This window comes from Arthrobacter sp. CMU6, from assembly GCF_059090205.1.
Genome location: NZ_JBNHFL010000007.1, coordinates 60541 through 85757, shown reverse-complemented (window position 1 = coordinate 85757; position 25217 = coordinate 60541). Strand labels below are relative to the sequence as shown.

The 25217-nt window shown below is 67.9% G+C and carries 18 protein-coding genes and 1 tRNA gene; 5 read left to right on the top strand and 14 right to left on the bottom strand.

Translation table 11 applies throughout. From position 1 onward, the window contains the following. Positions 1 to 3: 3 nt before the first annotated feature. Positions 4 to 3717, bottom strand: coding sequence for a transcription-repair coupling factor (gene mfd, locus AC5RWD_RS06765; protein WP_494019279.1), 3714 nt, complete (start codon positions 3715 to 3717; stop codon positions 4 to 6). Positions 3718 to 3993: 276 nt separating this feature from the next. Here mfd and AC5RWD_RS06760 point away from each other — a divergent pair, with 276 nt between their 5' ends. From AC5RWD_RS06760 to AC5RWD_RS06745, 4 genes are all read left to right on the top strand, one after another. Next, entirely contained in the window at positions 3994 to 5508 is a 1515-nt protein-coding gene (locus AC5RWD_RS06760; protein ID WP_494019347.1) for an SDR family oxidoreductase, read from the top strand. A gap of 46 nt (positions 5509 to 5554) precedes the next feature. Continuing rightward, a complete protein-coding gene (locus tag AC5RWD_RS06755) occupies positions 5555 to 6052 on the top strand; it encodes a DUF2505 domain-containing protein (protein WP_494019278.1) in 498 nt (165 codons plus the stop codon). 4 nt (positions 6053 to 6056) lie between these two features. Next, positions 6057 to 6278, top strand: a complete 222-nt coding sequence (locus tag AC5RWD_RS06750; RefSeq protein ID WP_494019277.1) for an SCO4848 family membrane protein — start codon at positions 6057 to 6059, stop codon at positions 6276 to 6278. Between the two features lie 139 nt (positions 6279 to 6417). After that, entirely contained in the window at positions 6418 to 6648 is a 231-nt protein-coding gene (locus AC5RWD_RS06745; protein WP_494019276.1) for a hypothetical protein, read from the top strand. A gap of 27 nt (positions 6649 to 6675) precedes the next feature. Here the strand turns inward: AC5RWD_RS06745 and sufU are convergent, their stop codons facing one another. From sufU to AC5RWD_RS06700, 9 genes are all read right to left on the bottom strand, one after another. Next, the gene (gene sufU, locus AC5RWD_RS06740) at positions 6676 to 7125 is read right to left on the bottom strand and encodes a Fe-S cluster assembly sulfur transfer protein SufU (protein ID WP_494019275.1); all 450 of its coding nucleotides are present in this window, start codon (positions 7123 to 7125) and stop codon (positions 6676 to 6678) included. Positions 7126 to 7155: 30 nt separating this feature from the next. Beyond that, on the bottom strand, positions 7156 to 8481 hold the full coding sequence (locus tag AC5RWD_RS06735) for a SufS family cysteine desulfurase (protein WP_494019274.1): 1326 nt from the start codon (positions 8479 to 8481) through the stop codon (positions 7156 to 7158). A gap of 577 nt (positions 8482 to 9058) precedes the next feature. Continuing rightward, on the bottom strand, positions 9059 to 11824 hold the full coding sequence (locus AC5RWD_RS06730; RefSeq protein WP_494019273.1) for a LuxR C-terminal-related transcriptional regulator: 2766 nt from the start codon (positions 11822 to 11824) through the stop codon (positions 9059 to 9061). After that, positions 11802 to 14540 carry a helix-turn-helix transcriptional regulator gene (locus AC5RWD_RS06725; RefSeq protein ID WP_494019272.1) on the bottom strand — a complete coding sequence of 913 codons (2739 nt, stop codon included), beginning with the start codon at positions 14538 to 14540 and terminating at the stop codon, positions 11802 to 11804. The genes AC5RWD_RS06730 and AC5RWD_RS06725 overlap by 23 nt, the downstream gene beginning before the upstream one ends. 174 nt (positions 14541 to 14714) lie before the next feature. Beyond that, positions 14715 to 15299 (bottom strand): aminoacyl-tRNA hydrolase, encoded by a 585-nt coding sequence (gene pth, locus AC5RWD_RS06720; RefSeq protein WP_494019271.1) that lies wholly within the window; start codon positions 15297 to 15299, stop codon positions 14715 to 14717. Positions 15300 to 15417: 118 nt separating this feature from the next. Further along, on the bottom strand, positions 15418 to 16029 hold the full coding sequence (locus tag AC5RWD_RS06715; RefSeq protein WP_494019270.1) for a 50S ribosomal protein L25/general stress protein Ctc: 612 nt from the start codon (positions 16027 to 16029) through the stop codon (positions 15418 to 15420). A 288-nt stretch (positions 16030 to 16317) separates the two neighbouring features. Then, positions 16318 to 17298 (bottom strand): ribose-phosphate diphosphokinase, encoded by a 981-nt coding sequence (locus tag AC5RWD_RS06710; RefSeq protein WP_494019269.1) that lies wholly within the window; start codon positions 17296 to 17298, stop codon positions 16318 to 16320. Between the two features lie 5 nt (positions 17299 to 17303). Further along, entirely contained in the window at positions 17304 to 18794 is a 1491-nt protein-coding gene (gene glmU / locus AC5RWD_RS06705) for a bifunctional UDP-N-acetylglucosamine diphosphorylase/glucosamine-1-phosphate N-acetyltransferase GlmU (protein ID WP_494019268.1), read from the bottom strand. A 122-nt stretch (positions 18795 to 18916) separates the two neighbouring features. Continuing rightward, positions 18917 to 18988: transfer RNA gene (locus tag AC5RWD_RS06700), tRNA-Gln, on the bottom strand. A 245-nt stretch (positions 18989 to 19233) separates the two neighbouring features. On the opposite strand from AC5RWD_RS06700, the gene AC5RWD_RS06695 reads away from it, so the two are divergent. After that, positions 19234 to 19833 carry a TetR/AcrR family transcriptional regulator gene (locus AC5RWD_RS06695; protein WP_494019346.1) on the top strand — a complete coding sequence of 200 codons (600 nt, stop codon included), beginning with the start codon at positions 19234 to 19236 and terminating at the stop codon, positions 19831 to 19833. Positions 19834 to 19855: 22 nt separating this feature from the next. Here AC5RWD_RS06695 and AC5RWD_RS06690 read toward each other — a convergent pair whose 3' ends face one another. The 4 genes from AC5RWD_RS06690 to AC5RWD_RS06675 all read right to left on the bottom strand — a co-directional run bounded on the left by AC5RWD_RS06690 (position 19856) and on the right by AC5RWD_RS06675 (position 24953). Next, a complete protein-coding gene (locus AC5RWD_RS06690) occupies positions 19856 to 21682 on the bottom strand; it encodes an ABC-F family ATP-binding cassette domain-containing protein (protein ID WP_494019267.1) in 1827 nt (608 codons plus the stop codon). Positions 21683 to 21715: 33 nt separating this feature from the next. Continuing rightward, positions 21716 to 22684: a 4-(cytidine 5'-diphospho)-2-C-methyl-D-erythritol kinase gene (locus AC5RWD_RS06685; protein WP_494019266.1), complete on the bottom strand. Its 969-nt coding sequence runs from the start codon at positions 22682 to 22684 to the stop codon at positions 21716 to 21718. Further along, positions 22684 to 23571, bottom strand: coding sequence for a 16S rRNA (adenine(1518)-N(6)/adenine(1519)-N(6))-dimethyltransferase RsmA (gene rsmA, locus AC5RWD_RS06680; protein ID WP_494019265.1), 888 nt, complete (start codon positions 23569 to 23571; stop codon positions 22684 to 22686). Before rsmA ends, AC5RWD_RS06685 begins: the two co-directional genes overlap by 1 nt. Positions 23572 to 23765: 194 nt before the next feature. Then, positions 23766 to 24953 (bottom strand): resuscitation-promoting factor, encoded by a 1188-nt coding sequence (locus AC5RWD_RS06675; protein ID WP_494019264.1) that lies wholly within the window; start codon positions 24951 to 24953, stop codon positions 23766 to 23768. Between the last annotated feature and the right edge of the window lie 264 nt (positions 24954 to 25217).

Sequence of the window (25217 nt, the reverse complement as noted above, 5' to 3'; positions counted from 1 at the left end):
CGGCTAGCCCTTGGTGGCTTCGAGTGGGACCGGGGCGTCGGCGAAGATGTTGCGGATGACGCCGTCGGCCCACTCCAGGATTTCGGCGTCCTGCAGGTCGCGCCCGCCGATCCTTGCCGTTTTCGGCTTGGGGATGAGCACGGCGTCCAGGGCAGGCTTGGACTGCGCGCCCGGGTACATGCGGTTGAGCCGCATGGTCTTCGATTCGGGCAGCTGCGCCGGGGAGAACCTGATGAAGTTTCCCTGCAGGGCGACGTCGGAGAGCCCGGCTTCGCGGGCACCCACCCGGAAGCGGGCGACGGCGACCAGGTTCTGTGCGGGCAGGGGCGGCTCGCCGTAGCGGTCCACGAGCTCGGCGAGGACCTCGTCGATGGCCTCGTGGGTGACGGCGGACGCCAGCTTGCGGTAGGCCTCCAGCCGCAGCCGCTCCCCCGGGACGTAGTCGTGCGGCAGGTGCGCGTTCACGGGCAGCTCGATCTTCATCTCGGCGGCCTTCTCCTCCGCTTCGCCGCGGTACTCGGCCACGGCCTCGCCCACCAGCCGGATGTAGAGGTCGAAGCCGACGCCCTGGATGTGGCCGGACTGCTCACCGCCCAGCAGGTTTCCGGCGCCGCGGATTTCCAGGTCCTTCATGGCCAGCTGCATGCCCGCGCCGAGCTCGTTGTGGGTGGCCACGGCCTTCAGCCGTTCCAGGGCCACCTCGCCCAGCGGCTTCTCCGAGGGGTAGAGGAAGTAGGCGTAGGCGCGTTCCCGCCCGCGGCCCACGCGGCCGCGCAGCTGGTGGAGCTGCGACAGGCCGTACTTGTCCGCGCCGTCCACGATCAGGGTGTTGGCATTGGAGATGTCCAGGCCCGTTTCGATGATGGTGGTGCACACCAGGACATCGAAGCGCTTCTCCCAGAAGTCCACGATGATCTGCTCCAGCCGGCTCTCGGACATCTTGCCGTGGGCCACCTCGACCCTGGCTTCGGGCACGAGTTCGCGGATTTTGGCTGCGGTCTTTTCGATCGTGGACACGCGGTTGTGCACGAAGAAAACCTGGCCCTCGCGCATCAGCTCGCGGCGGATGGCGGCGGAGGTCTGCTTGTCCGTGTAGGGCCCCACATAGGTGAGCACGGGATGCCGTTCCTCCGGCGGGGTGGCGAGGGTGGACGTTTCGCGGATGCCGGTCAGGGACATTTCGAGGGTACGCGGGATCGGGGTGGCGCTCATGGCCAGGACGTCCACGTTGGTGCGCATCTTCTTCAGCGCTTCCTTGTGCTCGACGCCGAAGCGCTGCTCCTCGTCCACGATCACCAGGCCCAGGTCCTTGAACTCAAAGTCCTTGGACAGCAGCCGGTGCGTGCCGATCACCACGTCCACGGAGCCGTTCTTCACGCCCTCGGCGGTTTCCTTGGCTTCCTTGGACGCCTGGAACCTGGACAGCGGCTTCACGCGCAGCGGGAACCCGGAGAACCGCTCGGTGAATGTCTCGTAGTGCTGCTGGGCGAGCAGCGTGGTGGGCACCAGCACCGCCACCTGCTTGCCGTCCTGCACGGCCTTGAACGCGGCGCGGACGGCGATCTCGGTCTTGCCGTAGCCGACGTCGCCGGAGACCAGCCGGTCCATGGGGATCTCACGCTCCATGTCGGCCTTGACCTCGTTGATGGTGGTGAGCTGGTCCGGGGTCTCCACGTACGGGAAGGCCTCCTCGAGCTCGCGCTGCCACGGCGTGTCCGGGGCGAAGGCATGGCCGCGCGACGCCATGCGGGCCGAGTAGAGCCGGATGAGCTCGCCGGCGATTTCCTTGACCGCCCGGCGCGCCTTGGACTTTGTGCTGGCCCAGTCCGCGCCACCCATCTTGCTCAGCACGGGAGTGTCGCCGCCCACGTAGCGGGTCACCTGGTCCAGCTGGTCGGTGGGCACAAACAGCCTGTCCCCCGGCGCCCCGCGTTTCGACGGCGCATACTCCAGCACCAGATATTCGCGGACTCCGTCACCGCCACCCGCCACCTTGCGCTGGATCAGTTCCACGAACCTGCCGATGCCGTGCTGTTCGTGCACCACATGGTCCCCGGCCACCAGCTGCAGCGGATCCACGGCGTTCCGTCGCTTGGACGGCATGCGGCGCATGTCCTTCGTGGAGCCTGCGGAGGTGCGGCCCAGCAGGTCGGCCTCGGTCAGGAGGCCGAGTTTCAGTCCGTCCAGGACAAAACCGCGTCCGACGGCGGCGGTCGTCACCTCGATGATCCCCGCCTGGGGTTCGTGGTCCAGGGTGTCCACCCGGGCGCAGGGGATGTCGGCGTCGTGGAACAGTTCGGCCAGGCGCTGCGCCGGGCCGGGGCCTTCGGTGGCCACCACGATCCGCCACTGGTCCCGCACGTGCGAGCCGATGAAGTCCATCATTTCCGCCACGTCGCCCTGGTAGCCGCGCGGTTCGCGGGCGTGGAGGTTGAGCACGTCGATGTCCGGTGTCAGTTCCTCGTCCGTGGCCAGCGACGTGATGGACCACCAGGACACCTCATGCCCGAGGGCAGCGGAGCGGGTCTCTGCGAGCGAACGGAAACTGGCGGAATGCAGGGCGGCGGACGCCTGCGAGCTGAGATCCAGCGGGGCCGTTCCGCCGTCGGATGCGGTGGACCAGGCCGCCTCCAGGAATTCCTCGTTGGTGGCCGCGAGGTCGTGCGCTCGGGTGCGGACCTTCTCCGGTTCGATGACCACGGAGATGGACCCCGCGGGCAGCTGTTCCATGAACGGCACCATGGCGTCCACCAGGACGGGGGCCAGGGATTCCATGCCTTCCACGGCGATGCCGCCGGCGATCTTCTCGAGCATGTCGGCAGCCGCGGGCAGCTGGGGCTTCAGCGTCGCAGCCCGGGACATCACCGAGGGGGTGATGAGGATTTCGCGGCAGGGCGGGGCGTGGAGTTCGGTGGGGTGGTGCACGCCGGGGGCGGACAGCGAGCGCTGGTCGGCGACGGCGAACCAGCGCATCTGGTCCACCTCGTCACCGAAGAACTCCACCCGGATGGGGTGGTCCTCGGTGGGCGGGAAGACATCGAGCATGCCGCCGCGGACGGCGAACTCACCACGGCGGGTCACCATGTCGACGCGGGCGTAGGCGGCGTCTGCGAGATTCTTGACCACGCTGCTGAAGGGGGCCTCCTGGCCGACCTTCAGGGTCACCGGAACCAGTTCCCCCAGGCCGGCCACGATCGGCTGGAGCACGGCGCGGACCGGGGCCACCACCACCCGGAGCGGTCCCGCCGCTGCGGTTTCCGGGTGGGCGAGACGCCGCAGGACCGACAGCCGGCGGCCCACCGTGTCCGAACGCGGGGAAAGCCGCTCGTGCGGGAGGGTTTCCCAGCTGGGGAACTCGGCCACGGCGTCGGCTGGCAAGTAGGCGCGGAGCGCGGCGGCAAGGTCCTCGGCCTCGCGGCCGGTGGCGGTGACGGCCAGGACGACACCCGGTGCGGCCTGACCTGCTGCGGAGCTCCCGTCACCCGCAGCGTTCAGCAGGCCGTCGGCCACCTCCGCCAGGAGCACGGGCCGCAGGCCAGCCGGGGCGCTGACCTGGTAGTCCTCGCTGCGTACGCTGAAACCCCTCCCCGCCTCGGCCTGCACGCGGGCGAACGTCCTGTCCGCGGAAAGGACGCGGCGCAGGCCGTCGAGGGGCAGGCCGTCAGAGGACAGGCCAGTGGAGGGCTGGCCCTTGGGGCGCTGGCCGCTGGGGCTCATGGCAGGATCTCCTGGAATCTCATTCGAACGCAGGCATCACGAAAAGCCGAGATTCTCGCGAATGCCGGGGCTTCCAGCCTACCCCTGAGGGCACACCGGCGGCATCCGGGCCGCGGAGGCCGCATTGCTAAGCTTGCTGAGCAAGTGAAGTTCGGCACAGATCACCTCAACCATGGCGCCGCCCCCAAGGAGACTCCCGTGAGCGATCAGCCCGGAAAAGACAGCAACGGAAATGACAGCAGCACCGGAGGCGCGGCAGCAGCCGATGCCCGGACGGTGCTTGTCACCGGCGCCACGGGGTACATCGGCGGGCGGCTGGTCCCCCGGCTGCTGGACGCCGGCCACCGCGTCAAGGTGCTTGTAAGGTCCCCGGAGAAAATCGCCGGCGTGCCGTGGTTCGACGACGTGGAGGTGGTCCGCAGCAGCCTCGACGACTCCGCGGCGCTGGAGGAAGCCCTGCAGGGGGTCGACGTCCTCTACTACCTGGTCCATTCCATGGCGGCGGGCTCCGGTTTTGAGGCCAAGGAAAAGGCCATGGCCGAGCTCGTGGCCGGGGCCGCCGCGGCTGCCTCCGTCCGGCGGATCGTTTATTTGGGCGGACTGCACCCGCGCAATACGGCACTGTCTACGCACATGCGCTCCCGCGAGGCGGTGGGCGAGGTATTTCTCTCCGGCCCGGTGGACGCCGTCGTGTTCCAGGCCGGGGTGGTCATCGGTTCCGGCTCGGCGTCGTTCGAAATGATCCGCCACCTCGCCGAAACGCTGCCCCTCATGCCGGCGCCCAGCTGGGTCCGCAACCGGATCGAAGCCATCGCCGTCCGGGACGTGCTCTACTACCTCGTCGGGGCCGCGTCCCTGGTGGAATCGCTCAACCGCACCTTCGACATCGGCTCCCGGGACGTCCTGACGTACGCCGGCATGATGAAGGAGTACGCCACCGAGGCGGGCCTGCCGCGGCGCCCGGTCCTGGCCCTGCCGGTGCCGGCACCCAGGCTGGCCGGATTGTGGGTTGCCCTGGTGACCCCGATTCCGCTGTCCATGTCCGTGCCGCTGGTCCAGTCCCTGCAGCACGATGCGGTCTCTGCCGAACACGACATCGACAACTACATCAAACAGCCCGACGGCGGTCTGACCGGCTACCGCAGGGCCGTGTCCTTGGCGCTCGGCAAGGAACGCGACGGCCAGGTGGAAACGACCTGGGCCAACGCCGGCGCCGATGCCGACCCTTTGCCGAGCGACCCCGGCTGGGCCGGGCACAGGGTGTATGTGGACGAGCGGACCTTTGACAGCGATGTGGACCCGTCACACGTGTGGACGATCATCGAGGGGATCGGCGGCCGCAACGGCTGGTACTCCCTCCCGCTGGCGTGGAGCGTCCGCGGCTGGCTGGACAAGCTCTCAGGTGGAGCAGGGTTGTTGCGGGGACGGCGTCATCCGCACCATCTGGTGGCCGGCGAGGTGGTGGACTGGTGGCGCGTGGAACGGATCGAGCGCGGCCGCCTGCTCCGCCTGCGGGCGGAAATGCGCGCGCCGGGACGCGCCTGGCTGGAGCTCTGTGTGGAGCCCGAAGGCGGCGGAAGCCGCTACCGCCAGCGTGCGATCTTCTTTCCCAAAGGACTCAGCGGGCGGCTCTACTGGCTTGCCGTTCTTCCGTTCCACAGCATCATCTTCCCGGCCATGTCCCGCAACATTACGGCGGCGGCGCGGAGGCTGTCCGGCGAGGCCGAATCCGGCGTCGCAGAGCCGGGTCCGGCAGGTCCCGGTGCCGGGGAAGCACGGCCAACCCCGTAGGATGTGGTGAGCAAAAAGCGTTCTGACCCACAATGACGGAGGATCAATGGCACTAAGTGCATCCACCACCCTTCCCCACGGCGTCGACAGCGTCACCGCAGTCTTCGCGAACGAGGACTTCCAGCGCCACACGAGCGAATACGTCGGCGGCAGCCTCGAGTCCTTCACCGTGACGGGCGACATCGCCGGAGAGTTCAGCACCACGTCCGTGCGCACCCTCCCCACGACGCGCCTGCCGGAAATCGCCCGCAAGTTCGTCGGTGAGAGCCTCAAGGTGACCCAGGTGGAGAACTGGGAAGCCCCGGCAGCAGACGGTTCGCGCCAGAGCACCATCTCCCTGAAGATCGCCGGCGCGCCGATCGACGTGTCCGCGGTCCAGCGCCTCGTTGCTGACGGCGGCAGCACGCGGGTTGAACTCGAAGGCAACGTCACGTCCTCCGTGCCGTTTTTGGGCGGCAAGATCGCCGATGCCGCCGAGCCCATGGTGGGCAAGGCGCTGAACATCCAGTCGCAGCAGGCCCAGGCCTGGCTCGAAAGCCACTAGTCCCGTGGACGTCCCTGCCTTCCTTGCCCTGGTCCTGATTGTTTCGGGCGTGTGGTCCCTGGTGGTGTGGCCTCAGTTCCTGCGCCGCGTCATGAAGGACCCGCGGGCACGGGACGCCGCCGGCAAGGCCACGAAGTTCCTCACCGTCCACGTGGTCCTGGTAACGGTATCCATGGTGTTGGGTGCTGCCACGACCGCCATCGGAATAGCGGCGCTCGTCAGCTGACCGGCAAAGGACAACCGGCGCCGGCGGGACGCCCTACTCGGGATCCGCTGGCTGGGCGGGCCGAAACCCTGGTTTCGGCCGGCCCAGCCAGCGGCAGTGGGCTTCGGACGGACTCCTCGCACTCGGCGGCGGAACCGGCATGGCTGAACGCCTGGAACACCTGCTCCGGCTGAGTTTCGGCCCGGGCTCAGCCCGGGACGGCCACGCAAAGGTGGCCATACTGGCCGGGTGGCTGGCCGCTGCGGCGCTGGCCGCCGTCGTGCTTAAGGCCCGCAACAGGCACTACCAGCGCCTGGAAGAGATGGAGGCACGGGACGACGACGGCGACGGCGTGCCGGATGTCTTCGAACGGTCCGGGCAGGACGACTAAATCAGGCAGGACCGCTAAGAAGGGCGGTCAGGCTGCCTGGTTCAGGGCATCCTCGGCCGCAACCCAGGAGATCATGGCGCACTTTACCCTCGCAGCATAGCGGGCCACGCCTTCGAAGGCAGCGGCGTCGCCCAGGATTTCAGGGTCGGCCGGGATTTTTCCACGCGACCGCAGGACCTCGCGGAAGTTCCCGATCACCGAGCGGAGTTCGTCCACTGTCATGCCCTCGGCCAGTTCGCTCAGCACGGACGCGGAGGCCATGGAGATCGAGCAACCGGCCCCGTCCCACGCCAGCTGCGTGACGGTGCCGTGGTCAACGGCCACGCGCAGGGTGACCTCGTCCCCGCACACGGGGTTGAGCTGGTGCGACTGGCCGGTGGACGCGCCGTCGGGGGCGGCCGTCGCGGCCAATCCGCTGCCGTGCCGGGCCTTGGAGTGGTCGAGGATGATCTGCTGGTAAAGCTGGTCGAGGCTCATGCTCTGGTACCTGTCGTCGGGGATCCGGGGCTAGGCCCGGAAGTAGGCGCGGACTCCGGACACTGCGTCCAGGAATTCGTCCACGTCGTCGGTGGTGTTGTACAAGTAGGCGCTGGCCCGGGTGGTGGCCGTCAGGCCCAGGCGGCGGTGCAGTGGCTGCGCGCAATGGTGGCCCACGCGGACTGCAATGCCCCGCGCGTCAAGGAACTGGCCGACGTCGTGCGCGTGGACACCCGCGACGTCAAAGGCGGCCAGGCCGATGCGGTCCTGGCCGGCGGCCGGACCCAGCACACGGATGCCGTCGATGGCTTCCAGGCCTGCCACCATCCGCTGGCCCAGCTCGGACTCCCAGCGGTGCACCCGGTCGATGCCGGTTTCCGTCAGATAGTTGATCGCGGCGGCAAGGGCCACTGCCTGCGAAATTTTCTGGGTTCCGGCCTCGAACCGCTGCGGCGCGGGAAGGTACTCCGCGCGTTCCATGGTCACGGTGGTGATCATGGAACCGCCGGTCAGGACCGGGGGGAGCACATCCAGGAGCTCCTGCTTGCCGTACAGCACTCCGACGCCGGTAGGTCCCAGCATCTTGTGGCCGGAAAACACGGCGAAGTCGACATCCAGCTGCTTGACGTCCAGGGCAAGGTGCGGTGCCGACTGGCAGGCATCCAGCACCACGAGGGCGCCCGCACGCCGGGCGAGGGCCACGAGGTCGCTGACCGGGTTGATGGTGCCCAGCACGTTCGAGGCGTGGGTGAACGCCAGCAGCCGGGTGCGCTCCCCCACGATTTCCTCCGCCTCATCCATGCGCAGCACCCCGGCGTCGTCAAGCGGGATATGCCGCAGCGTGGCACCGGTCCGGTAGGCCAGCTCCTGCCAGGGGATCAGGTTTGCGTGGTGTTCCATCTCGGTGACCACGATTTCATCGCCAGGCCCCAGGGCGAGCTCACGCAGCCGGGCGTCGCCGCGTCCCTGGGCTGCCCACAGCGAGGCGTTTGACAGCGCGTAACTGATGACATTGAGGCCTTCGGTGGCATTGGAGGTCCAGACGATCTCCTCATAGGCCGCACCGACAAAGTCGGCGACGGTCTGCCGGGCATCCTCGAACACCTCGGTGGCCTCCACGGCAAGGTGGTGGGCACCGCGGTGCACGGCAGCGTTCCGCTGCTCATAAAATTCCTGTTCCGCCTCGATCACGCTCAACGGATTCTGCGATGTTGCGCCGGAATCCAGATAGATGAGCGGACGGCCGTTGACGGTCTGGTTCAGCACGGGAAAGTCGTTGCGGATCCGCAGGACCTCGGCATTGTCCATCGCAGAAAGGGCACGCGTCAGCGTGGTTGGCGTTGATACTACGGCCAATGGGACTCCTTGGGTGCCTCGAGGTACCTCTCAATTGTCCCACAGCACGTTTGGGGCGCAGCAGGCAGGAGCCGGACCGGCCTGATCGGGCGCACGTTCCGGAATGCCTGAATGCGGGAATGCCTGAGTGGGCGCACACGAAGAGCGGCCCCCGTCGCTGCGGGCCGCCCTTTTCACGCCGTCGGATATTCGCTTGTTGCTGACTCACTACGTTTAAGGACCGGCGACGGCTGGGGGGAGAGCCTCGGTCTCAGAAGGCTCTGACGTCGCCGGCCCCGCCTTACCCGGACCCGAGGGCCGGAACTCTGGTGCGAGACCTGGAAAATCTGGTGGCAGCTTCGGGGGGAGATCAGCCCTGCTTCCGCTGCCACTATTAGTTAATCGCGTACCGGCGCCAGCGGCACCAGTATCCTGTACTCGTTTTTCTGAGTACTTAACTACTGGTTCCCGCAGGTGCCGGTGTCCGGCGCGCAACCGCGGGGAATTTGCCCGGAGGGGGCCCAAAAATATTTGCTTGGGAAGCGCTGCTTCTTCGGAAGGGGCTACTACTTCGGCAGGGCTACTTCTTCGACAGGGACTACTTCTTCGGCAGGGCAAGCGCGAGCTCGTCGCGCCGGCGGACGCCGAGCTTGACGTAGCTGCGGTACAGATGCCCCTCGACAGTCCGCACGGACACCATCAGCTGCTGCGCGATCTCGCGGTCGGAGAGGCCCTGCACCGCCAGCTCCACGATGTCCCGCTCGCGGCGGGTCAGGTGGACACTGGGGACCGAGGCGACGAACGGGCTCTCCCTGAAGCGCTCCCCCAGCTCCTGGTCGCATTTCTCCCGGTGCGCGATCGCCTGGCGGGCACGGCGCCGCTCCCCCGCGGCGTCCAGCAAGGCGCCGGCCCTGGCGTACGCCTCGCGCGCCAGGTTCAGCAGGCCGGCCTCCTCCAGGCCGGCGCCTGTGTCCATGAGGACATCGGCGTCTTCCGAGGCCCAGGCCTGGGCCAGCTGCCGCCAGCCGGCAGCCCACCGGCCCTCGACGGTGGCGGCGAGGGCGGCGAGTTCCTGCGCCAGCGACCGCTCGCCAAGATCCGAGCACAGGATGAGGCACTCCATCCTGGTTCCTGGATGGTCGGTAACGGACTCGGACGCCGCGAGTTCACGGAGCCTGTCCAGTCCGCTGCCCTTCCGGTCGAGGTATTCGGCCGCGGCGGCCGCATAGGCTTCCGCGACTGCGTCGCATCCGGGACCGCTCGAGTGCCTGGCGGAAATGAAGTCCTGTTCGAGCCGCTTGGCCTGGGCGGTGTCGCCCAGGCGCGCTGCCGCGTAGAAGGCAAGCGAGGAGCCGAACCTGAATTCCTGCAGCGGGTCGTTGACCCGGAGCGCCTCGACCGCGGGCAGGAGGACCTGGTAGGCGCGCTCCAGCTGCCCCTGCCGCAGCAGTCCAAGGCCCCGCAGTGCCTGGATGCCGCCGCCGAAGGTCGAGGCACCCTCGGTGCGCTCAGCCGGGTATCCGGACAGTTCGTGTTCGGCCGATTCCCAGTTGCCGGCAGCGAGCGTGCTGATCGCCAGCCGGGTCAGGACAAACTCGTTGAAGAAATAGAGGCCGCCGCTGAGCGCGGGCAGGAAGGGACCGGCGGCTGTCGCGGCGGCGTGGGCCTGGTGTGACCGGCCGGCAGCCACCAGCGTCTGGGCAAGCAGTGCCTGCGCCACGGTGTGCAGTGTCGCCTCAACGCCGGATGCAGTGTCCGGATCAATGGTGCCCAACGCCTCGATCACAGCACCAATGCCTTCATGGTCTCCGGCGGCAGCCATCTCCAGCAGGCCGTGGATCCTGTCCTGCCAGGCATCGTCGGGTGCGATCCCGGCTTCCTCCAGCTGGTGGCGCGATTCCGCCCGGAGCGCCGAAACTGACTTTCCCAGCGCCATGTGGGATGACGCCCTGAGCATGAGGACCTGCGGAGCTCCCGGATCCCCGGCCAGATCAAGCCAGCAGCTGTCAAGGAGTTCGGCGGCCTCGCGGTATTTCCCTTCGTTGAAGTGGGCCCGCGCGGTGATGGCGTGCGCGTGGGCCTGCAGTTCCGGTGCCCGCACATGACCGGCCATAAGCCGGGCGCCGGCATTGTTGAACGTGGTCGCAGCGAGCAGGCCGGCGTCCAGCAGGTCCCGGTCGGGCACCTCCATGCCGCATTCCAGCGACCATTCGACCAGCCGCAGCCTGCCCTCCGGGCTTGCCGCTGCGGGTTCCAGGTGCGCGTCAAGCTTCTGCCGCAGCTGCAGGCTCCGCGAGACGGACACCTGGCGCCGCGTCGATTCGCCCAGGATCGCATGGGTAAGCCGCAACTCGGTTTGCGTAGCCGCTGATTCGCTCACCACCTGGTTATCCAGCAATGAACGTACGACGCCGGCGCCGCAGACGTCCTCGATCAGGCGCCTGGGCACCGGTTCCGCCAGGGCGATCACCTTCAGCGCGTCCTGCTCCTCCGGCGTTCTCCGGAGCAGATCCTTGACCACGAGATCCGAAAGCCTCGGTCCGTCGGCCGGCAACGGTCCGAGCAGCACCCAGATCCCGTTCCGCTGGACCAGGGTTCCGGCGGCTGTTGCGTCGCTGAGCAGGCAATCGAGGAGCAGCGGGTTGCCGCCGGAGGCGGACCACAGCGACTGGACGGTGCTGACGGGGACGGTCCCCTGGAGAGTGTGTTCCACCACCTCCCTGACCTGCTCGCCGTTGAGCGGCCGGAGATCGATGCGTTCGGCCAGGCCGTCGTACCAGAGCTGGTTAAGGGCCTGGGGCAGGCCCGGCCGCGGCCGTCCGGCTGCCAGCACGGTCGCCCAGCCTGCCGATGTCATGTCCACCACCATGCTGGCCGTGGCGTCGTCGAGGTGGTGGGCGTCATCCACCACCAGCAGTACGGGGGCGTCGTTGCCGCCGTTGGGGCCGCCGTTTCCCTTCAGCTCCTGGAAGTGGGCCCAGACGGCCCGCAGCACCGCGACCGGCGAGTCCGCCTCCTCCGGGGCCAGCCCGGAGGTGTATGGTGCCAGCACGCCGTAGGGGACCTTGGCCAGCGAGGAGCTGCCGTGGATGCGGAGCACGGTCATCTCCCCCGCCAGCTTCTCCCGCACGGCGTCCGTCACCGAGGTCTTTCCCACGCCGGGGCCGGCCATCAGGTAGACGGCCTGGCTGGCACGGCTGCGGATGATGGTGCAGACATGCTCTATCGCTTCACGGCGGCCGGTGAGCTGGCGGGCTTCGGTTGCCGCTTTGGAACCGCGGCCATTGGACGAGGCGCCGTGGGACGAATGGCTGGGCGAAGCGCTGTTTGCTGAGGAGCTGTTAGACGAGGCCAGGCAGATCACCCCTGGATGTCACGCCGAGCTTGGTGAACACCTGGTACAGGTGGCCCTCCACTGTTCGGACTGATACCCCCATCTCCAGGGCGATGTCCCGGTTGGATACGCCCCTTCCGGCCAGCCGGGAGATCTGGCGTTCACGCGCGGTAAGGAGCGGGCTGCCGCTGCTGGGAACGATCGGGAGGCTTGGCACCGTGGCGGTAAGGCTGTCCAGCCGTGCCTGGGCCACGCGGGCGGAGGCGGAATCGCCGGAATGGCGGGCAAAGTCGACGGCGAGCGCGACGCACCGGGCCTCAACGGCGTCGAGCTCCAGTTCGGCGCACAGGTGCGCGCCTTCCAAAAGAACCTTGGCGTCCTTCGTGCGGGTGCCCACGGCGATGAGGCGTGAGATCTCGGCGAGGGTCCCCTGGCGGTGGCCCGCCACCTCCTCCATCAGGCGGAAGTCCTCATCGGAGCCGTTGACGGTCGCGCCGAGCAGGCTGATGCCCGCCAGCGTGTACCGGCCGGCATCGATGTCGCGGCGTGCTGCCGCGAGCAGGCGCTTCACGGCGTCGGTGTCCCCCAGCCACCGCCCCGCCATGTCGGCGCAGAACTCGGTGACAAACACGGTGCCGAAGTTGCAGTGGCCGCGCACCCCGCGGAGCTTGTCGAGGTACTTGTGCGCCTGCCCGGCGTTGCCGATCTGGGCGTAGGCGAAGGCCGTGGCGGCGTAGGCGGCCTGCAGCATGTTCAGCACGGGGCGGAGCTCGAGCTGGGCAACGGCGGACAGCAGAGAGTCCAGCGCCACGGCGCCGCGGCCGGAGAAGACGTACGCGATGCCGGTGGCCAGCTCCGTCGCAGACGTCCGGTACGCCAGCCGGCGTTCCTCCTGCCCCTTGGGCGGGCCGACGAGTTCCAGGCACCGTTTCCACTGGCCGGCCTGCAGCAGCACGTTGAACGCCGTCATCGCGAACCGTTCCCGCAGTCCTGTCAGCGGCCCCGCATCCGAGAGCTGCCCGCCGACGCGCCGCATCAGCTGGAGCGCGTCCATTTCCCGGCCGACCGCCGACAGGGCGTGCATTAGGAGCAGTGCTGCCTGGATCCTGAAGGCCGGGTCCCTGTTGATCGCGGGGTCGGAGGCTTTCTCCAGGTCGCTGACCATGGAGGCGTAGTCGCCGATGAAGGACTTGTATTCAAACTCGGCCAGGGTGATGACGTTGGCGGCCGTGCCAAGCGGATCGGGCCAGCTGGATGCCACCCCTGCACCCACGCCCAGGCGCTTGCGGGCCGCTGCGAGCTCGTCCGGCACCTGGCCGCACAGTTCCGGCAGCCAGACCATGACCCGGCTCTTGGCTGCCACCACGCGGGCGAAGGCGTCCTCGCTGAGCGCGTCCAGCTGCACCCGGGAAATGTCCTCCAGCGAGGCCATGGCCTGCAGCGGCAGGTCAAGCAGCAGGTAAGCGGTGGCCTTGTGCAGCTGCGCTTCCACCCAGACGTCGTCGGTCTTCTTGATCCCTTCAACGCAGGAGATCGCGAACCGCGGGTCAAAGAGCTGCACCGCCGCCTCCGCTGCGGCCACCGCCATGGCAGGGCTGAGCTCGGCCTGGCACTCCTTGGTCCAGGCCGCGAACTCGATCCGTTCCTCCATGGTCAGGGCGGACAGCTCGGGCTCGTGGCCGCCCAGCAACAGGGCGCGGAGTTCACGGCGGCGGGAGATGCTCAGCCAGGACCGCACGACGTCCCCGAGGTACTGTTCCCGCAGGCAGACCCAGCGGTCGCCGGTGTCGGCTACCGTCAGCAGCCCGGCGTCCTCCATGTCGGCCACGGTGGCTGTACCGTAAATTTCGGTCAGCCTGGTCAGCGGGACACGCCGGGCACAGGCAAGCATCTCGATGACTTCACGGGTTTCCGGCTCTTCCCGGGACCAGCGGGACCGGACGATGTCATCCAGGCCGGTGGCGCCGTCGAGCACCACCCTGTCCCGCAGGGTCCAGACGGAATCGGACAGGACGAGGTTTCCGGACTGCTGCTGCTCCGTGACGAGCGCCTTGAGCAGGAGCGGATTGCCGCCCACGATCGCATGGTAGGTGCTCACGAGCGAAGCCGAGACCCGGTGGCCCAGCAGGGTCAGCAGCACCTGCCGGGTTTGCAGCTCGTTGAGGTTGTCCAGCCGGACTTCGGTCAGCCGCCGGTCGGTGAGCAGCCAGTGGAAGTCAGCCGGAAGGTCGCTGGTGCTGGGTGCAATGGCGATAACGCGGGCGGTGTGCGTCAGCATGATGTTCAGGATGACGCCGGCACTCATGTCATCGATCTGGCCGGTGGTGTCCAGGGTGATGATGCAGTCGCGGCCGGCGGCGTCGGACCGGATCAGGGAGGTGATGCCCTGGAGGATGGCGGTGGGGGAAGCCAGCGCGGACTGCGGAAGCCTGGCCAGGAGGAAGGCGAGGCAGCCGTATGAGGTTTGTGAGCCGGTCAGGGGGCTGCGCAGCTGCAGCGGCCAGACGTCGGGGCCCAGCTCGGCGACGGCGGTGCGGGCTAGCGAGGATTTCCCCACACCGCGCGCGCCGGTGATGACTACGCCCAGGGACTCGGGATCTGTCAGCGCAGTGCGGATGGCGTCAAGGTCTGCGCTGCGCGCCGGAACCGACCATCGTTGGAGGTCCGTTCCGCCCGCGACGCCCGCCGGTCCCGCCAGCACGCCCGCCGTAGACCCACGTCCCCAGCTCAGTGGCTCAATTGACATGAACTTTTCCTTACATCCCGCCCGGCAGGATAAAGGCTCCATCGCCTCCCCCGCTTAGAAAGTAGACTACCCCGTTACATTGCAGGGATATAGGGAACTGCGAGCACATTTCGCAGACCTTGATGCGACCTTGAGGGTTGGGGCGGCGGGGAGGAATAGCCGTGGGAGGCGGCGCTACACCTTGGCGGTGTGGAACTGCTGCTGTGCGGCGGTCAGGCCTTCCCTGATGAGGAGCTCGACGGCGTCCGCTGCGTCATCGAGCAGGAAGGGCAGTTCCTTCTTTTCAGTGGTGCCAAAGTCCCGGAGCACGTAGTCGGCGGTGTCCATCCGGCCCGGCGGCCGACCGACTCCCACCCGGACGCGGAGGTAGTCCTTGGTGGCGAGGGCCTTGGAGATGTCCCGGAGTCCGTTGTGCCCTCCCTCACCGCCGCCGATCTTCAGCTTCACCGTGTTGAAGGGGATGTCAATCTCGTCATGGACGGCCACCACGCGGGACGGCTCGACGTCGTAAAACCTGGCAAGGGCGGACACGGGACCGCCGGAGACGTTCATGTATGTCCCTGGCTTGGCCAGCACCACGCGGGGACCGCCGATGCCCAGCCGGCCTTCGAGGATCAGGGCCCTGGCCTTGTGCGCCTTGAACTTCCCGCCGATCCGGGCGGCCATGCCGTCCAGCACCATCTGGCCGACGTTGTGCCGGTTGCCGCTGTACTCAGGTCCGGGGTTGCCAAGGCCTACGATCAGCCAGGTGTCAGTCATGAATCAATCCTAAGGCGGGGGTTTGCATGCAAGTGGGGCAGGGACGGCAGTGGCCGGGCCCGTAAAGGACCCGGCCACCGGTCCGCGCTCTATGGAACGCGGAAGGATTGTGCCCGAATTACTCGGCAGCAGCTTCTGCGGCCGGGGCCTCTCCTGCGGGGGCTTCCTCGGCTTCGCCCTCTTCTGCAGCCGCTGCGGTGGCCTCGGAGATGTTGACGACCAGGGCCTCGGCGTCGGTCAGCAGGACGGAACCCTTGGGAAGCACGAGGTCGGAGGCGTGGATGTGCTCGCCGGCGGCGCGGCCCTCGATGTTGACCTCGACGGACTCGGGCAGGTGGGTTGCCTCGGCCTCCAGGGAGACGACGGTCAGCTCCAGGTTGTGCGCGGTGCCCGGGGCGGTTTCGCCGGAAACGTGCACGGGAACGTCAACGGTGACCTTCTCGCCCTGGCGGACGGTCAGCAGGTCGATGTGCTCGATGATCTGCTTGATCGGATCGCGCTGGACGTCCTTGACGAGGGCCAGGTGGCCTTCACCGTTGAGGTCCAGGGACAGCAGGGCGTTGGCGGTGCGGACAGCCAGGGTGGTGGCCTTGGCCGGCAGGGTGATGTGGATGGGCTCTGCGCCGTGGCCGTAGATCACGGCGGGGATCTGGCCGGCTGCGCGGGCGCGGCGGGCGAAGCCCTTGCCGAATTCGGTGCGTGCTTCTGCTGCGAGCTTCTGCTCAGACATGTGTACTCCTGGTGGATTGTTGGTTCAGCAAGGGCGGAGGTCTGGAGTGACCTTCAACGCCGGGCGGCCCGAAGGCGGCCCCACCAGAAGGGTGATTCAGACCCAGTCGATTACGGAGACAGGCAGTCCGGTGTTCCGCGCCTGCGGAATTCCGGCGCTCTCCCTCGCCAAGGTATCGGAAAGAAGCTTACCAGTGCCCGGCCTGTTTACTGAAAACAGTCCCCACCAGCCCCCTAGCTCGCGAGCTCGCTCAGGGAACCCGGCTGGCGTGGGCCCATTTCAGTGTGGCTAGGCGTTGCCGTCGAAAAGGCTGGTGACCGATCCGTCGTCGAACACTTCCCGGATGGCCCGGGCGATCAGCGGAGCGATGGAAAGCACGGTGAGCTCGGGGAAGCGCTTGGCGGCCGGGATGGGCAAGGTGTCGGTGACCACAACTTCGCGGGCGCCCGACTCGGACAGCCGGCGGGCTGCCGGGTCGGAGAAGACTGCGTGCGTCGCGGCGATGATGACGTCCTTGGCCCCGGCGTTCTTGAGCACCTGCACCGCGCCGGAGATGGTTCCGCCGGTGTCGATCATGTCGTCGATGAGCACGCAGGTGCGGCCCTCGATCTGGCCCACCACGGTCTTGGATACGGCCTGGTTGGGAACGGTCAGGTCGCGGCTCTTGTGGACGAAGGCGAGCGGGGCGCCGCCGAGGCGCTCGGCCCACTGTTCCGCCACGCGCACGCGGCCGGTGTCCGGCGAGACAACGGTGATGTTGTCTGCGGCGACGCGGGTGCGGATGTAGTCGGCAAGCAGCGGAATGGCCATGAGGTGGTCCACCGGGCCGTCGAAGAAGCCCTGGATCTGCGAGGTGTGCAGGTCCACGCTCATGATGCGGTCGGCGCCCGCGGTCTTGTACAGGTCTGCCACGAGGCGGGCAGAGATGGGCTCGCGGCCGCGGCCCTTCTTGTCCTGGCGCGAGTACGGGTAGAACGGCGAAACCACGGTGATCCGCTTGGCCGAGGCACGCTTGAGCGAATCGATCATGATCAGCTGTTCCATGAGCCAGTTGTTCAGCGGTGCGGGGTGCGCCTGGATGACGAAGGCATCCGTTCCGCGGACGCTCTCCCCGGCGCGGACGTAGATCTCGCCGTTGGCGAAGTCGTAGGCGTCCACAGGCAGCAGTTCCGTGCCCAGCTCCTTGGCGATCTCCCGGGCAAGCTCCGGGTGTGCACGCCCTGCGGCGAGCACCAGTTTCTTCTCGCCGTGAGCCGTAATTTCGGTCATGGTTGCTAGCCCTCTTCTGTAGATGCGGGGGAATTTGAGGAATCAGTGCGGCCTTCGCGGGCCGCGGCGGCTTCTGCCAGTTCCGCGGACAGCGAGCCGGGACGGTTGGCGGCCACCCAGCCTTCGGCGTTGCGCTGTGCTGCCATGGACAGCGCCAGGGCGCCGGCAGGCACGTCCTTCCGGATCACGGCTCCGGCGCCGCTGTAGGCACCGTCCCCCACCGTGACCGGAGCGACGAATACTGTGTTGGAGCCGGTGCGGACGCCCGAACCGATCACCGTGCGGTGCTTCTTCTCGCCGTCGTAGTTCGCGGTGATGTTGCCGCAGCCGATGTTGGTGTCCTCGCCGATTTCGGCGTCCCCGGCGTAGCCCAGGTGGGACAGCTTGGAGCCGCGGCCGATCCTGACGTTCTTGGTTTCGTAGAACGCGCCGATCTTGCCCGTCTCGCCGAGGACGGTTCCCGGGCGCAGGTATGTGAAGGGGCCAACGGTGGCTCCCGCGCCGATCTCCGCGCCGGAACCGTGGGTGCGGGTCACCTTGGCACCTTCCCCGATGCTGACATCGGTCAGCGTGGAGTCGGGGCCGACGACGGCGTCCCGCGCCACCGTGGTGGCGCCGTACAGCTGGGTGTTGGGCAGGATCCGGACGTCCTCCGCCAGGGTCACCGTGGAGTCGATCCAGGTGGTGGCGGGATCGACGACGGTAACACCGGCGCGCATCCAGGCTTCCACGATCCGGCGGTTGTGCTCCGCCCCGAGGGCGGCGAGCTGGACGCGGTCGTTGGCGCCTTCCACCTGCCAGCGGTCGGCGGTGACGACGGCGGCCACGCGGCCACCGGCCTCGCGGGCAAGCCCGAGGACGTCGGTCAGGTACTTTTCCCCCTGCGAGTTGTCGGTGGTGACGTGCTGGAGTGCGTCCCGGAGGACGGCGGCGTCAAAGGCGTAGATGCCGGAGTTGATCTCGCGGATTACACGCTCGGCGTCGGTGGCGTCCTTGTGCTCGCGGATGCCGGTCACGGTGCCGTCTTCGCCGCGGAGAATGCGGCCGTAGCCGGTGGCGTCGTCCAGGATCGCGGTGAGCACCGTGACGGCGTTGCCCTCGCGCTCGTGGGTGGACACCAGCTCGGAGAGCATCTCACCCGTGAGCAGCGGCACATCGCCGTAGGTGACCACGACGGTCCCGGCGACGGGCTCCTTGGCGTCAAGGGCTTCGAGGGCAACCTCGACGGCGCGTCCGGTGCCCGGCACCTCGTCCTGGTCCACGATGAGGGCGTCCGGATCGAGTTCGGTGAGGTGGGCGGCGACGCGGTCGCGCTCGTGCCGGACCACCAGGGCCAGGCGGCGGGGGCTGATGCTGCGGGCGGCCAGGAGGGCGTGGCCCACCATGGAACGGCCGCCGATTTCGTGGAGGATCTTGGGGGTACGGGATTTCATCCGGGTACCGGCACCTGCAGCTAGGACGATAACGGCGGCTGGGCCGGATTTCTCGGGGCTCACGTACGGGCTCTCCTTGCTCGGTTGCGCTGTACTGCATCCGCGGCTGCCTGCGCGGCGGTGTCCGAACCTGTGCCCGGAACCGGCAACAGGGTTCATCCTACTGGACACCGCTGATGCAGCTGTTCCGCCCATAGGATTCGAACCTATACTCCACGGCTCCAAAGGCCGGGGTGCTGCCATTACACCAGAGCGGACCATGCCCGGCACTTAGCCCGGGCACGAGAACCAATTCTGCCACGAACGTTGACGCTCATGCGACCTCGGCGCATCCGGTGCGCCGGCGCCGGTACGGGCAGCGCACCGGAACCGGCTGCCACCCCTGCCGCCGCTTGGCATAAGGCATGATTGGACGGTGAGCAACAGCACAGGGACAACTGACGGTCCGGGGAACCTGCCAGCAAGGCCCGAAGCAGCGGCGGGGCGCATCCCCCGGTCGCGGATGACCGGACCCCAGCGCCGGTCGCAGCTCATCGAAGTAGGGCGGGCCCTGTTCGCCATGCGGGGGCTGGACGGCACCACCATCGAGGAGATCGCTGCCGCCGCCGGCGTTTCCAAGCCCGTGATCTACGAGCACTTCGGCTCGAAGGAGGGCCTGTACACGCAGGTCGTCGAGTACGAGTTCCGGATCCTGCTCGCCGACATCAACAGCGCACTGGCCGACGAAGCCAAGCCGCGCGTCCTCGTGGAGCGCGCCGCGTTGGCCCTGCTCACCTACATCGAGGACCGCACCGACGGCTTCCGCATCCTCATGCGGGACGCTCCCCCGTCCCAGCCCGAAGGCGCCTTTTCCACGCTGCTCTCCCACGTGACGGCCCGCGTTGAACACATCCTGTCCGACGAATTCGCCCGCCGCGGGTTCAGTGCCGCCGACGGCGCCATGTACGCGCAGATGCTCGTGGGCATGGTGGCGATGACGGGCCAATGGTGGCAGGACGCCCGCCAGCCCGACAAGCGGGCTGTGGCCGCCCACCTGGTCAACCTCGCCTGGAACGGCCTGACCGGCCTGAAAAAGGACCCGGAACTCCGCAGCGAGCCCTGAGTTCGCCCTGTTTGCCGTTGCCCTATTCGCCGAGGACTTCTGACGCCTCGAGCCATTCCAGTTCGAGGGCGTCCTTTTCCTCGGTCAGGTCCTTGAGCTGCTTGTTGAGGTCGCCGAGGCGGTCGAAGTCGCCGTCGTTGGTGCTGGCGGCCATCTGGACGTGGATCTTCTCTTCCTGCTGGGCGAGCTTGTTGAGCTGGCGTTCCACGCGGTTGAGGGACTTGCGGGCCTCGCGCTTCTCGGCTTCGGAGGGACCGGCGGGTGCTGCTTCCCCGCCGGCTGACGGGCCGGTGACGGGATTTCCGCCGCCGGTGACGGTGGAGCCGGCGAGCGTGTTCTCGCGGAGTTCGAGGTACTGGTCGACGCCGCCGGGAAGGCCGCGGATCTTGCCGTCGCCGAGCAGGGCCATCTGGTGGTCGGTGACGCGTTCGAGCAGATAGCGGTCGTGGCTGACCACCACGAGCGTGCCCGGCCAGCCGTCCAGGACGTCTTCGACGGCGGCGAGGGTATCGGTGTCGAGGTCATTGGTGGGTTCGTCGAGCATCAGCACGTTGGGCTCGCCCACCAGCAGCCGCAGGAGCTGCAGGCGGCGCCGCTCGCCGCCGGACAGGTCGCGGACCGGGGTCCACTGCTTCTGGTTTGTGAAGCCGAGCTGCTCCACGAGCTGACCGGCGGTGAACTCCTTGCCGCCCACGTTGAAGGACCGCTTTTCGCGCTCGATGACCTCGATGACGCGGAGGTCGGCGACGTCGTCGAGCTCCTTGACCTCCTGGGTGAGGACGGCGGTGACCACCGTCTTGCCCTTCTTGACCTTTCCGGCCGACGGCTGGATTTCACCGTTGAGCAGTTTCAGCAGGGTGGTCTTGCCGGCGCCGTTGACGCCCACGATGCCCAGCCGCTCCCCCGGCGCGAGCCGCAGCGTGATGTTGTTGAACAGTTTCTGCCCGGCCTCGCCGCCCAGGAAATCGAGCGTCACGTTCTCCAGGTCCAGCACGTCCTTGCCCAGGCGCGCGGTGGCCATCCTGCTCAGGGCCGTGGCGTCGCGCGGCTCCGGGACGTCGGCGATCAGGGCGTTGGCCGCTTCGATCCGGAACTTGGGCTTGGACGTCCGGGCCGGGGCGCCGCGGCGCAGCCAGGCGAGTTCCTTCTTCACCAGCTGCTGGCGCTTGCTTTCGACGACGGCGGCCGTGCGGTCCCGCTCGGCGCGGGCCAGGACGTAGGCGGCGTATCCGCCGTCGAACGGGTCAACGATCCCGTCATGGACTTCCCAGGTCTTGTTGCAGACTTCGTCGAGGAACCAGCGGTCGTGGGTGACCACGAGGAAAGCCCCCTGGTTGGGCCGCCACCGGGTCTTCAGGTGCCGCGACAGCCAGGCCACGCCCTCGACGTCCAGGTGGTTGGTGGGCTCATCGAGCATGATGACGTCATGGTCCTCGATGAGGAGCTTGGCCAGCGCGACGCGCCGCTTCTGGCCGCCGGACAGGGCGTGCACATTGGCGTGCCAGTCGACGTCGGACACCAGTCCGCCCATGATTTCGCGGATCCGGGGGTTCGCGGCCCACTCGTGGTCGGCCTTGTCGCCGACGATCGCGGCGCCCACCGTCAGGTCGGCGTCGAGGACGTCGCTCTGGTCCAGGTAGCCGATGTTGACGTCCCCGCGCTTGGTGACCCGGCCGGAATCCGGTGTGGACCGGAGCGCCAGCAGCCGCATCAGCGTGGACTTGCCGTCGCCGTTCCTGCCCACCATCCCGATCCGGTCGCCCTCTTCAAGCCCAAGGGTGATGCCGTCCAGAACGGTGCGGGTTGCGTACGAAACCTTGAGGTTCTCGCCGCCGAGCAGGTGTGCCACGGGGAACTGCTTTCTGCTGTGAAGGTAAAGGTATTAAAGGAGCGTATCGGAGATGATGCGGGCTCCGGGCACCGGGCCGTGGACGGCCAGGGCGTTGAGGCCCTTGTGCTCCAGCTCCCCCGCGAGGTTCTCCGCCGCTTCCGGATTGTGGGTCAACAGGGCCACGGTGGGTCCGGAACCGGAAACGATGCCGGCGATGGCTCCGCAGGATTCGCCAAGGCCCAGGGTGTCCCGGAGCCCGGGGGCGAGTTCGATGGACGCCCGCTGCAGGTCGTTGACCAGCACCCTGCTCAGGGCGTCGGCGTCGCCGTTGCGCAGGGCCTGCAGGATCTTGGGATCCACTGCCGTGGGCTCCTCGACGTCCAGCCCCTCGGCCTCGCGGAGCCGGTCCAGGGTGCGGAACACCTCCGGCGTGGACAGCCCGAACTCGGCCGTCACCAGCACCCAGTCCATCTGGGCCTTCGCCAGGGCAGGCGACAGGTCATCGCCCACGCCCAGCCCCACGGCCGTGCCGCCCAGCAGCGCGAAGGGAACGTCCGCCCCGAGTTCGGCGGCCAACTGGGCGAGTTCGTCCCGGGACAGGCCGCTGTTCCACAGCGCGTCGCAGGCCAGGAGCGTAGCGGCAGCATCCGCGGAGCCGCCGCCCATGCCGCCCGCTACGGGGACCCGCTTGGTGATTTCAAGGTGCACGCCGGTGGAGTGTTCTGATACATCGGCCATGATGGCGGCCGCCTTGTATGCGAGGTTCCGCTCATCGAGCGGGATGTCCACCCCGTCGAGGTCCAGTGTGCTGTCGGGACTGATGCTGACCGTGATGCCGCCGGAAGCTGTGCTGGTGGCCGCGACTTCCTCGTACAACGACACCGCCAGGTACACGCTGGCCACCGAGTGGTAGCCGTCCGGGCGCAGCGGCCCGACATCCAGTGAGACGTTTACTTTGCCCGGTGCCTTGACCCGGACGGTCCTTGCCGCGAAGCGCCCCCTCAGGCCGTGGACGGCCATCAGGCGTCCGCGGCCGCGCGGGCTTCGGCGATCCTCGCGAACGCGGCGATATCGATCACTTCGCCCCGCGCGGTGGGGTCGACCCCGGCTGCGACCAGGCAGCGCTCCGCTTCGGCGGCGCTGCCGGCCCACCCGGCCAGGGCCGCACGGAGTGTCTTGCGGCGCTGCGCGAACGCAGCATCAATGACAGCGAAGACCTCCTCGCGGCTGGCGGTGGTGGCCGGGGGCTCACGCCGGGTGAAGGCCACGAGGCCGGACTGGATCTTGGGCGCGGGCCAGAAGACGTTCATGCCTATGACGCCGGCCTTGCGCATGCTGCTGTACCACGCAGCCTTGACCGAGGGCACGCCGTAAATCTTGGAGCCGGGTTCGGCGGCGAGCCGGTCGGCGACTTCGTCCTGGACCATGACGAGGCCGTGCCGGATCGACTGGAAGTACTGCAGCAGGTGGAGCACCACCGGCACCGCGACGTTATATGGCAGGTTGGCAACGAGGGCTGCGGGCTCGGCCGGCAGCTCCGTCACCTTCATGGCGTCGGCGAGGACCAGGTGGAAGTCACCGGCGGCGTCGGGGCGCCATTGCCGGATGGTTTCCGGCAGCTTCGCGGCCAGGACGGGGTCAATTTCGACGGCGACCACCGCCTTGGCGGCGTCGAGGAGCCCGAGCGTCAGCGAACCCAGCCCGGGTCCGATTTCGAGGACCGTCTCCTCAGGCCCGATGCCGGCGGCGGCCACGATCCTGCGGATGGTGTTGCCGTCGATGACGAAATTCTGGCCAAGTGTCTTGGTGGGGCGGACGCCGATCTCCCCGGCCAGCCTGCGGATATCGGAGGCACCAAACAGTGGAGCGGGCGCAGTGCCGGAGGCGGAGGGGGTCGGGTCAGTCACCTAGGTATCCTATCCCGGCGTTCCGGATGGAACGGGGCCCGGTGTTCATCAGGGGCCAGACACTGTGGGCGGGAACGGCGAAGGCCGGGTCCGGAAGTTCCGGACCCGGCCTTCGCGGCCACCGCGGCTGTGGTCAGCTGCCGTGATGGCGGGGGTTGTTGCGCAGGGTTATCGCACCAGGTGGTTGCCGGCGGCTAGCTGCTTGCGGCCCAGCCACAGCCCCACGGCTGGAGGCCCCGCTCGGCATAGACCCGGTTGGCGATGTCGATCTGCTGGGCCTTGGTAGCCTGGCTGGCGTTCGGGGCGTAGGCGCCGCCGCCGGCGCCGATCCACGTCTGGACGTCGAACTGCAGGCCGCCGTAGTAACCGTTGCCGCTGTTGATGGACCAGTTGCCGCCGGACTCGCACTGGGCGATCTTGTCCCACATGCCCACGTTCATCATGGCCGGGGCTGCGGCGCCGGTGTTTCCGCTGTCGGCTTCCGCTGCTGCTGCCGGCTTGGGCTCTTCCTTGGTGCCGACCGTGATCTTCTCGGTTACCGGCTCCCGGGTGGTGGTCTTGGAGACGAGTGTCCTGGAGGCCTCACGGCCATCGACCAGGACCAGCTTGTAGGTGAGGGTCGTCTCGCCCGGGACGCCTTCCTGGGTGACCTTCTCTTCACCCTTGGGAAGGGTGGCACTGTCCGTGGTCAGCCTCTGGAACGCGACCCCTTCGGTGACGGTGGCTGTCTTGCCGACAACGCGGGAGACCTTGATCACCATGTTGTTGACCACCGGGGCGTGTGCCGGCTGCGATGTCCGGTCAGCGGCGGCAAGCCTGATCTTGGCGTCCTTGAGGACCTCGCCGACGTTGGTCGCCGTGGTGGTGGTCTTCCTGGCCTTGCCGTCGGCGATGATGCTGACGGTCTTCGGCGTCGAGATGGCCACGAACGAACCGTCCACGGCCAGCTGCGCGTCCTTCGGCACGGAGAGCTCCGAGGAGCTGGCCACGCCGAGCTGGGTCACGAGCCCGGCCACGTCCTGCGCCGTCGTGCTCACGGTCTTCTCGGCACCGTCGAGGCTGACCTTCACGGCCTTCGCCAGGTTCACGTTGATGACGGAGCCGTTCTGGACACTGGCCTCGAGTGCGGGCGAGACGCGGTCGGCCGGGTGCAGCTCGACATTCGCGCTCTTGACCACCTGTTCGACGGTGCCGCCGAAGGTCTGGACGGAGCTTACTTTCCCGTCGACGTTCAGGGTGACTGTCTTGTTGTTGCCCACAAAGGCCACGAGCCCCAGCACGAGGGCGCAGAGCACCACCAGTTGCGTGCCGACCTTGATGAAACTGAACTTGCCGTCTGACGTGAAGAAGTTGACCACGATTGCCCGTAACTTTTGAGCCATCCGGGCACGGGGAAAAACGCACAGGGGGACCCGCAGCGGTCACCCAAGAGGTGGCTCCGGGCAAGCCGGAGCAGACTGCAGGCATGTGCGTCGCCACACTCACATGGCAGGGCATCCGGAGGCGCCCTGCCTGTCACGAAAGTGAGTTACATCATCCGGAGGCCTTCCCCGACCCCGGCTAATAATTTTTCACTGTAACCGAAGCGTTATAACCGTCCAAAATATCTGCCTACCAGGTATGCAACCGTCAGCTCATATCGAGCC

Bases quoted from the DNA above. Each gene is read 5' to 3' on its own strand.
- mfd (WP_494019279.1), bottom strand. From the start codon at position 3,717: ATGAGCCCCAGCGGCCAGCGCCCCAAGGGCCAGCCCTCCACTGGCCTG.
- AC5RWD_RS06755 (WP_494019278.1), top strand. From the start codon at position 5,555: ATGGCACTAAGTGCATCCACCACCCTTCCCCACGGCGTCGACAGCGTC.
- AC5RWD_RS06745 (WP_494019276.1), top strand. From the start codon at position 6,418: ATGGCTGAACGCCTGGAACACCTGCTCCGGCTGAGTTTCGGCCCGGGC.
- sufU (WP_494019275.1), bottom strand. From the start codon at position 7,125: ATGAGCCTCGACCAGCTTTACCAGCAGATCATCCTCGACCACTCCAAG.
- AC5RWD_RS06725 (WP_494019272.1), bottom strand. From the start codon at position 14,540: ATGTCAATTGAGCCACTGAGCTGGGGACGTGGGTCTACGGCGGGCGTG.
- pth (WP_494019271.1), bottom strand. From the start codon at position 15,299: ATGACTGACACCTGGCTGATCGTAGGCCTTGGCAACCCCGGACCTGAG.
- AC5RWD_RS06715 (WP_494019270.1), bottom strand. From the start codon at position 16,029: ATGTCTGAGCAGAAGCTCGCAGCAGAAGCACGCACCGAATTCGGCAAG.
- AC5RWD_RS06710 (WP_494019269.1), bottom strand. From the start codon at position 17,298: ATGACCGAAATTACGGCTCACGGCGAGAAGAAACTGGTGCTCGCCGCA.
- AC5RWD_RS06695 (WP_494019346.1), top strand. From the start codon at position 19,234: ATGACCGGACCCCAGCGCCGGTCGCAGCTCATCGAAGTAGGGCGGGCC.
- AC5RWD_RS06685 (WP_494019266.1), bottom strand. From the start codon at position 22,684: ATGGCCGTCCACGGCCTGAGGGGGCGCTTCGCGGCAAGGACCGTCCGG.
- AC5RWD_RS06675 (WP_494019264.1), bottom strand. From the start codon at position 24,953: ATGGCTCAAAAGTTACGGGCAATCGTGGTCAACTTCTTCACGTCAGAC.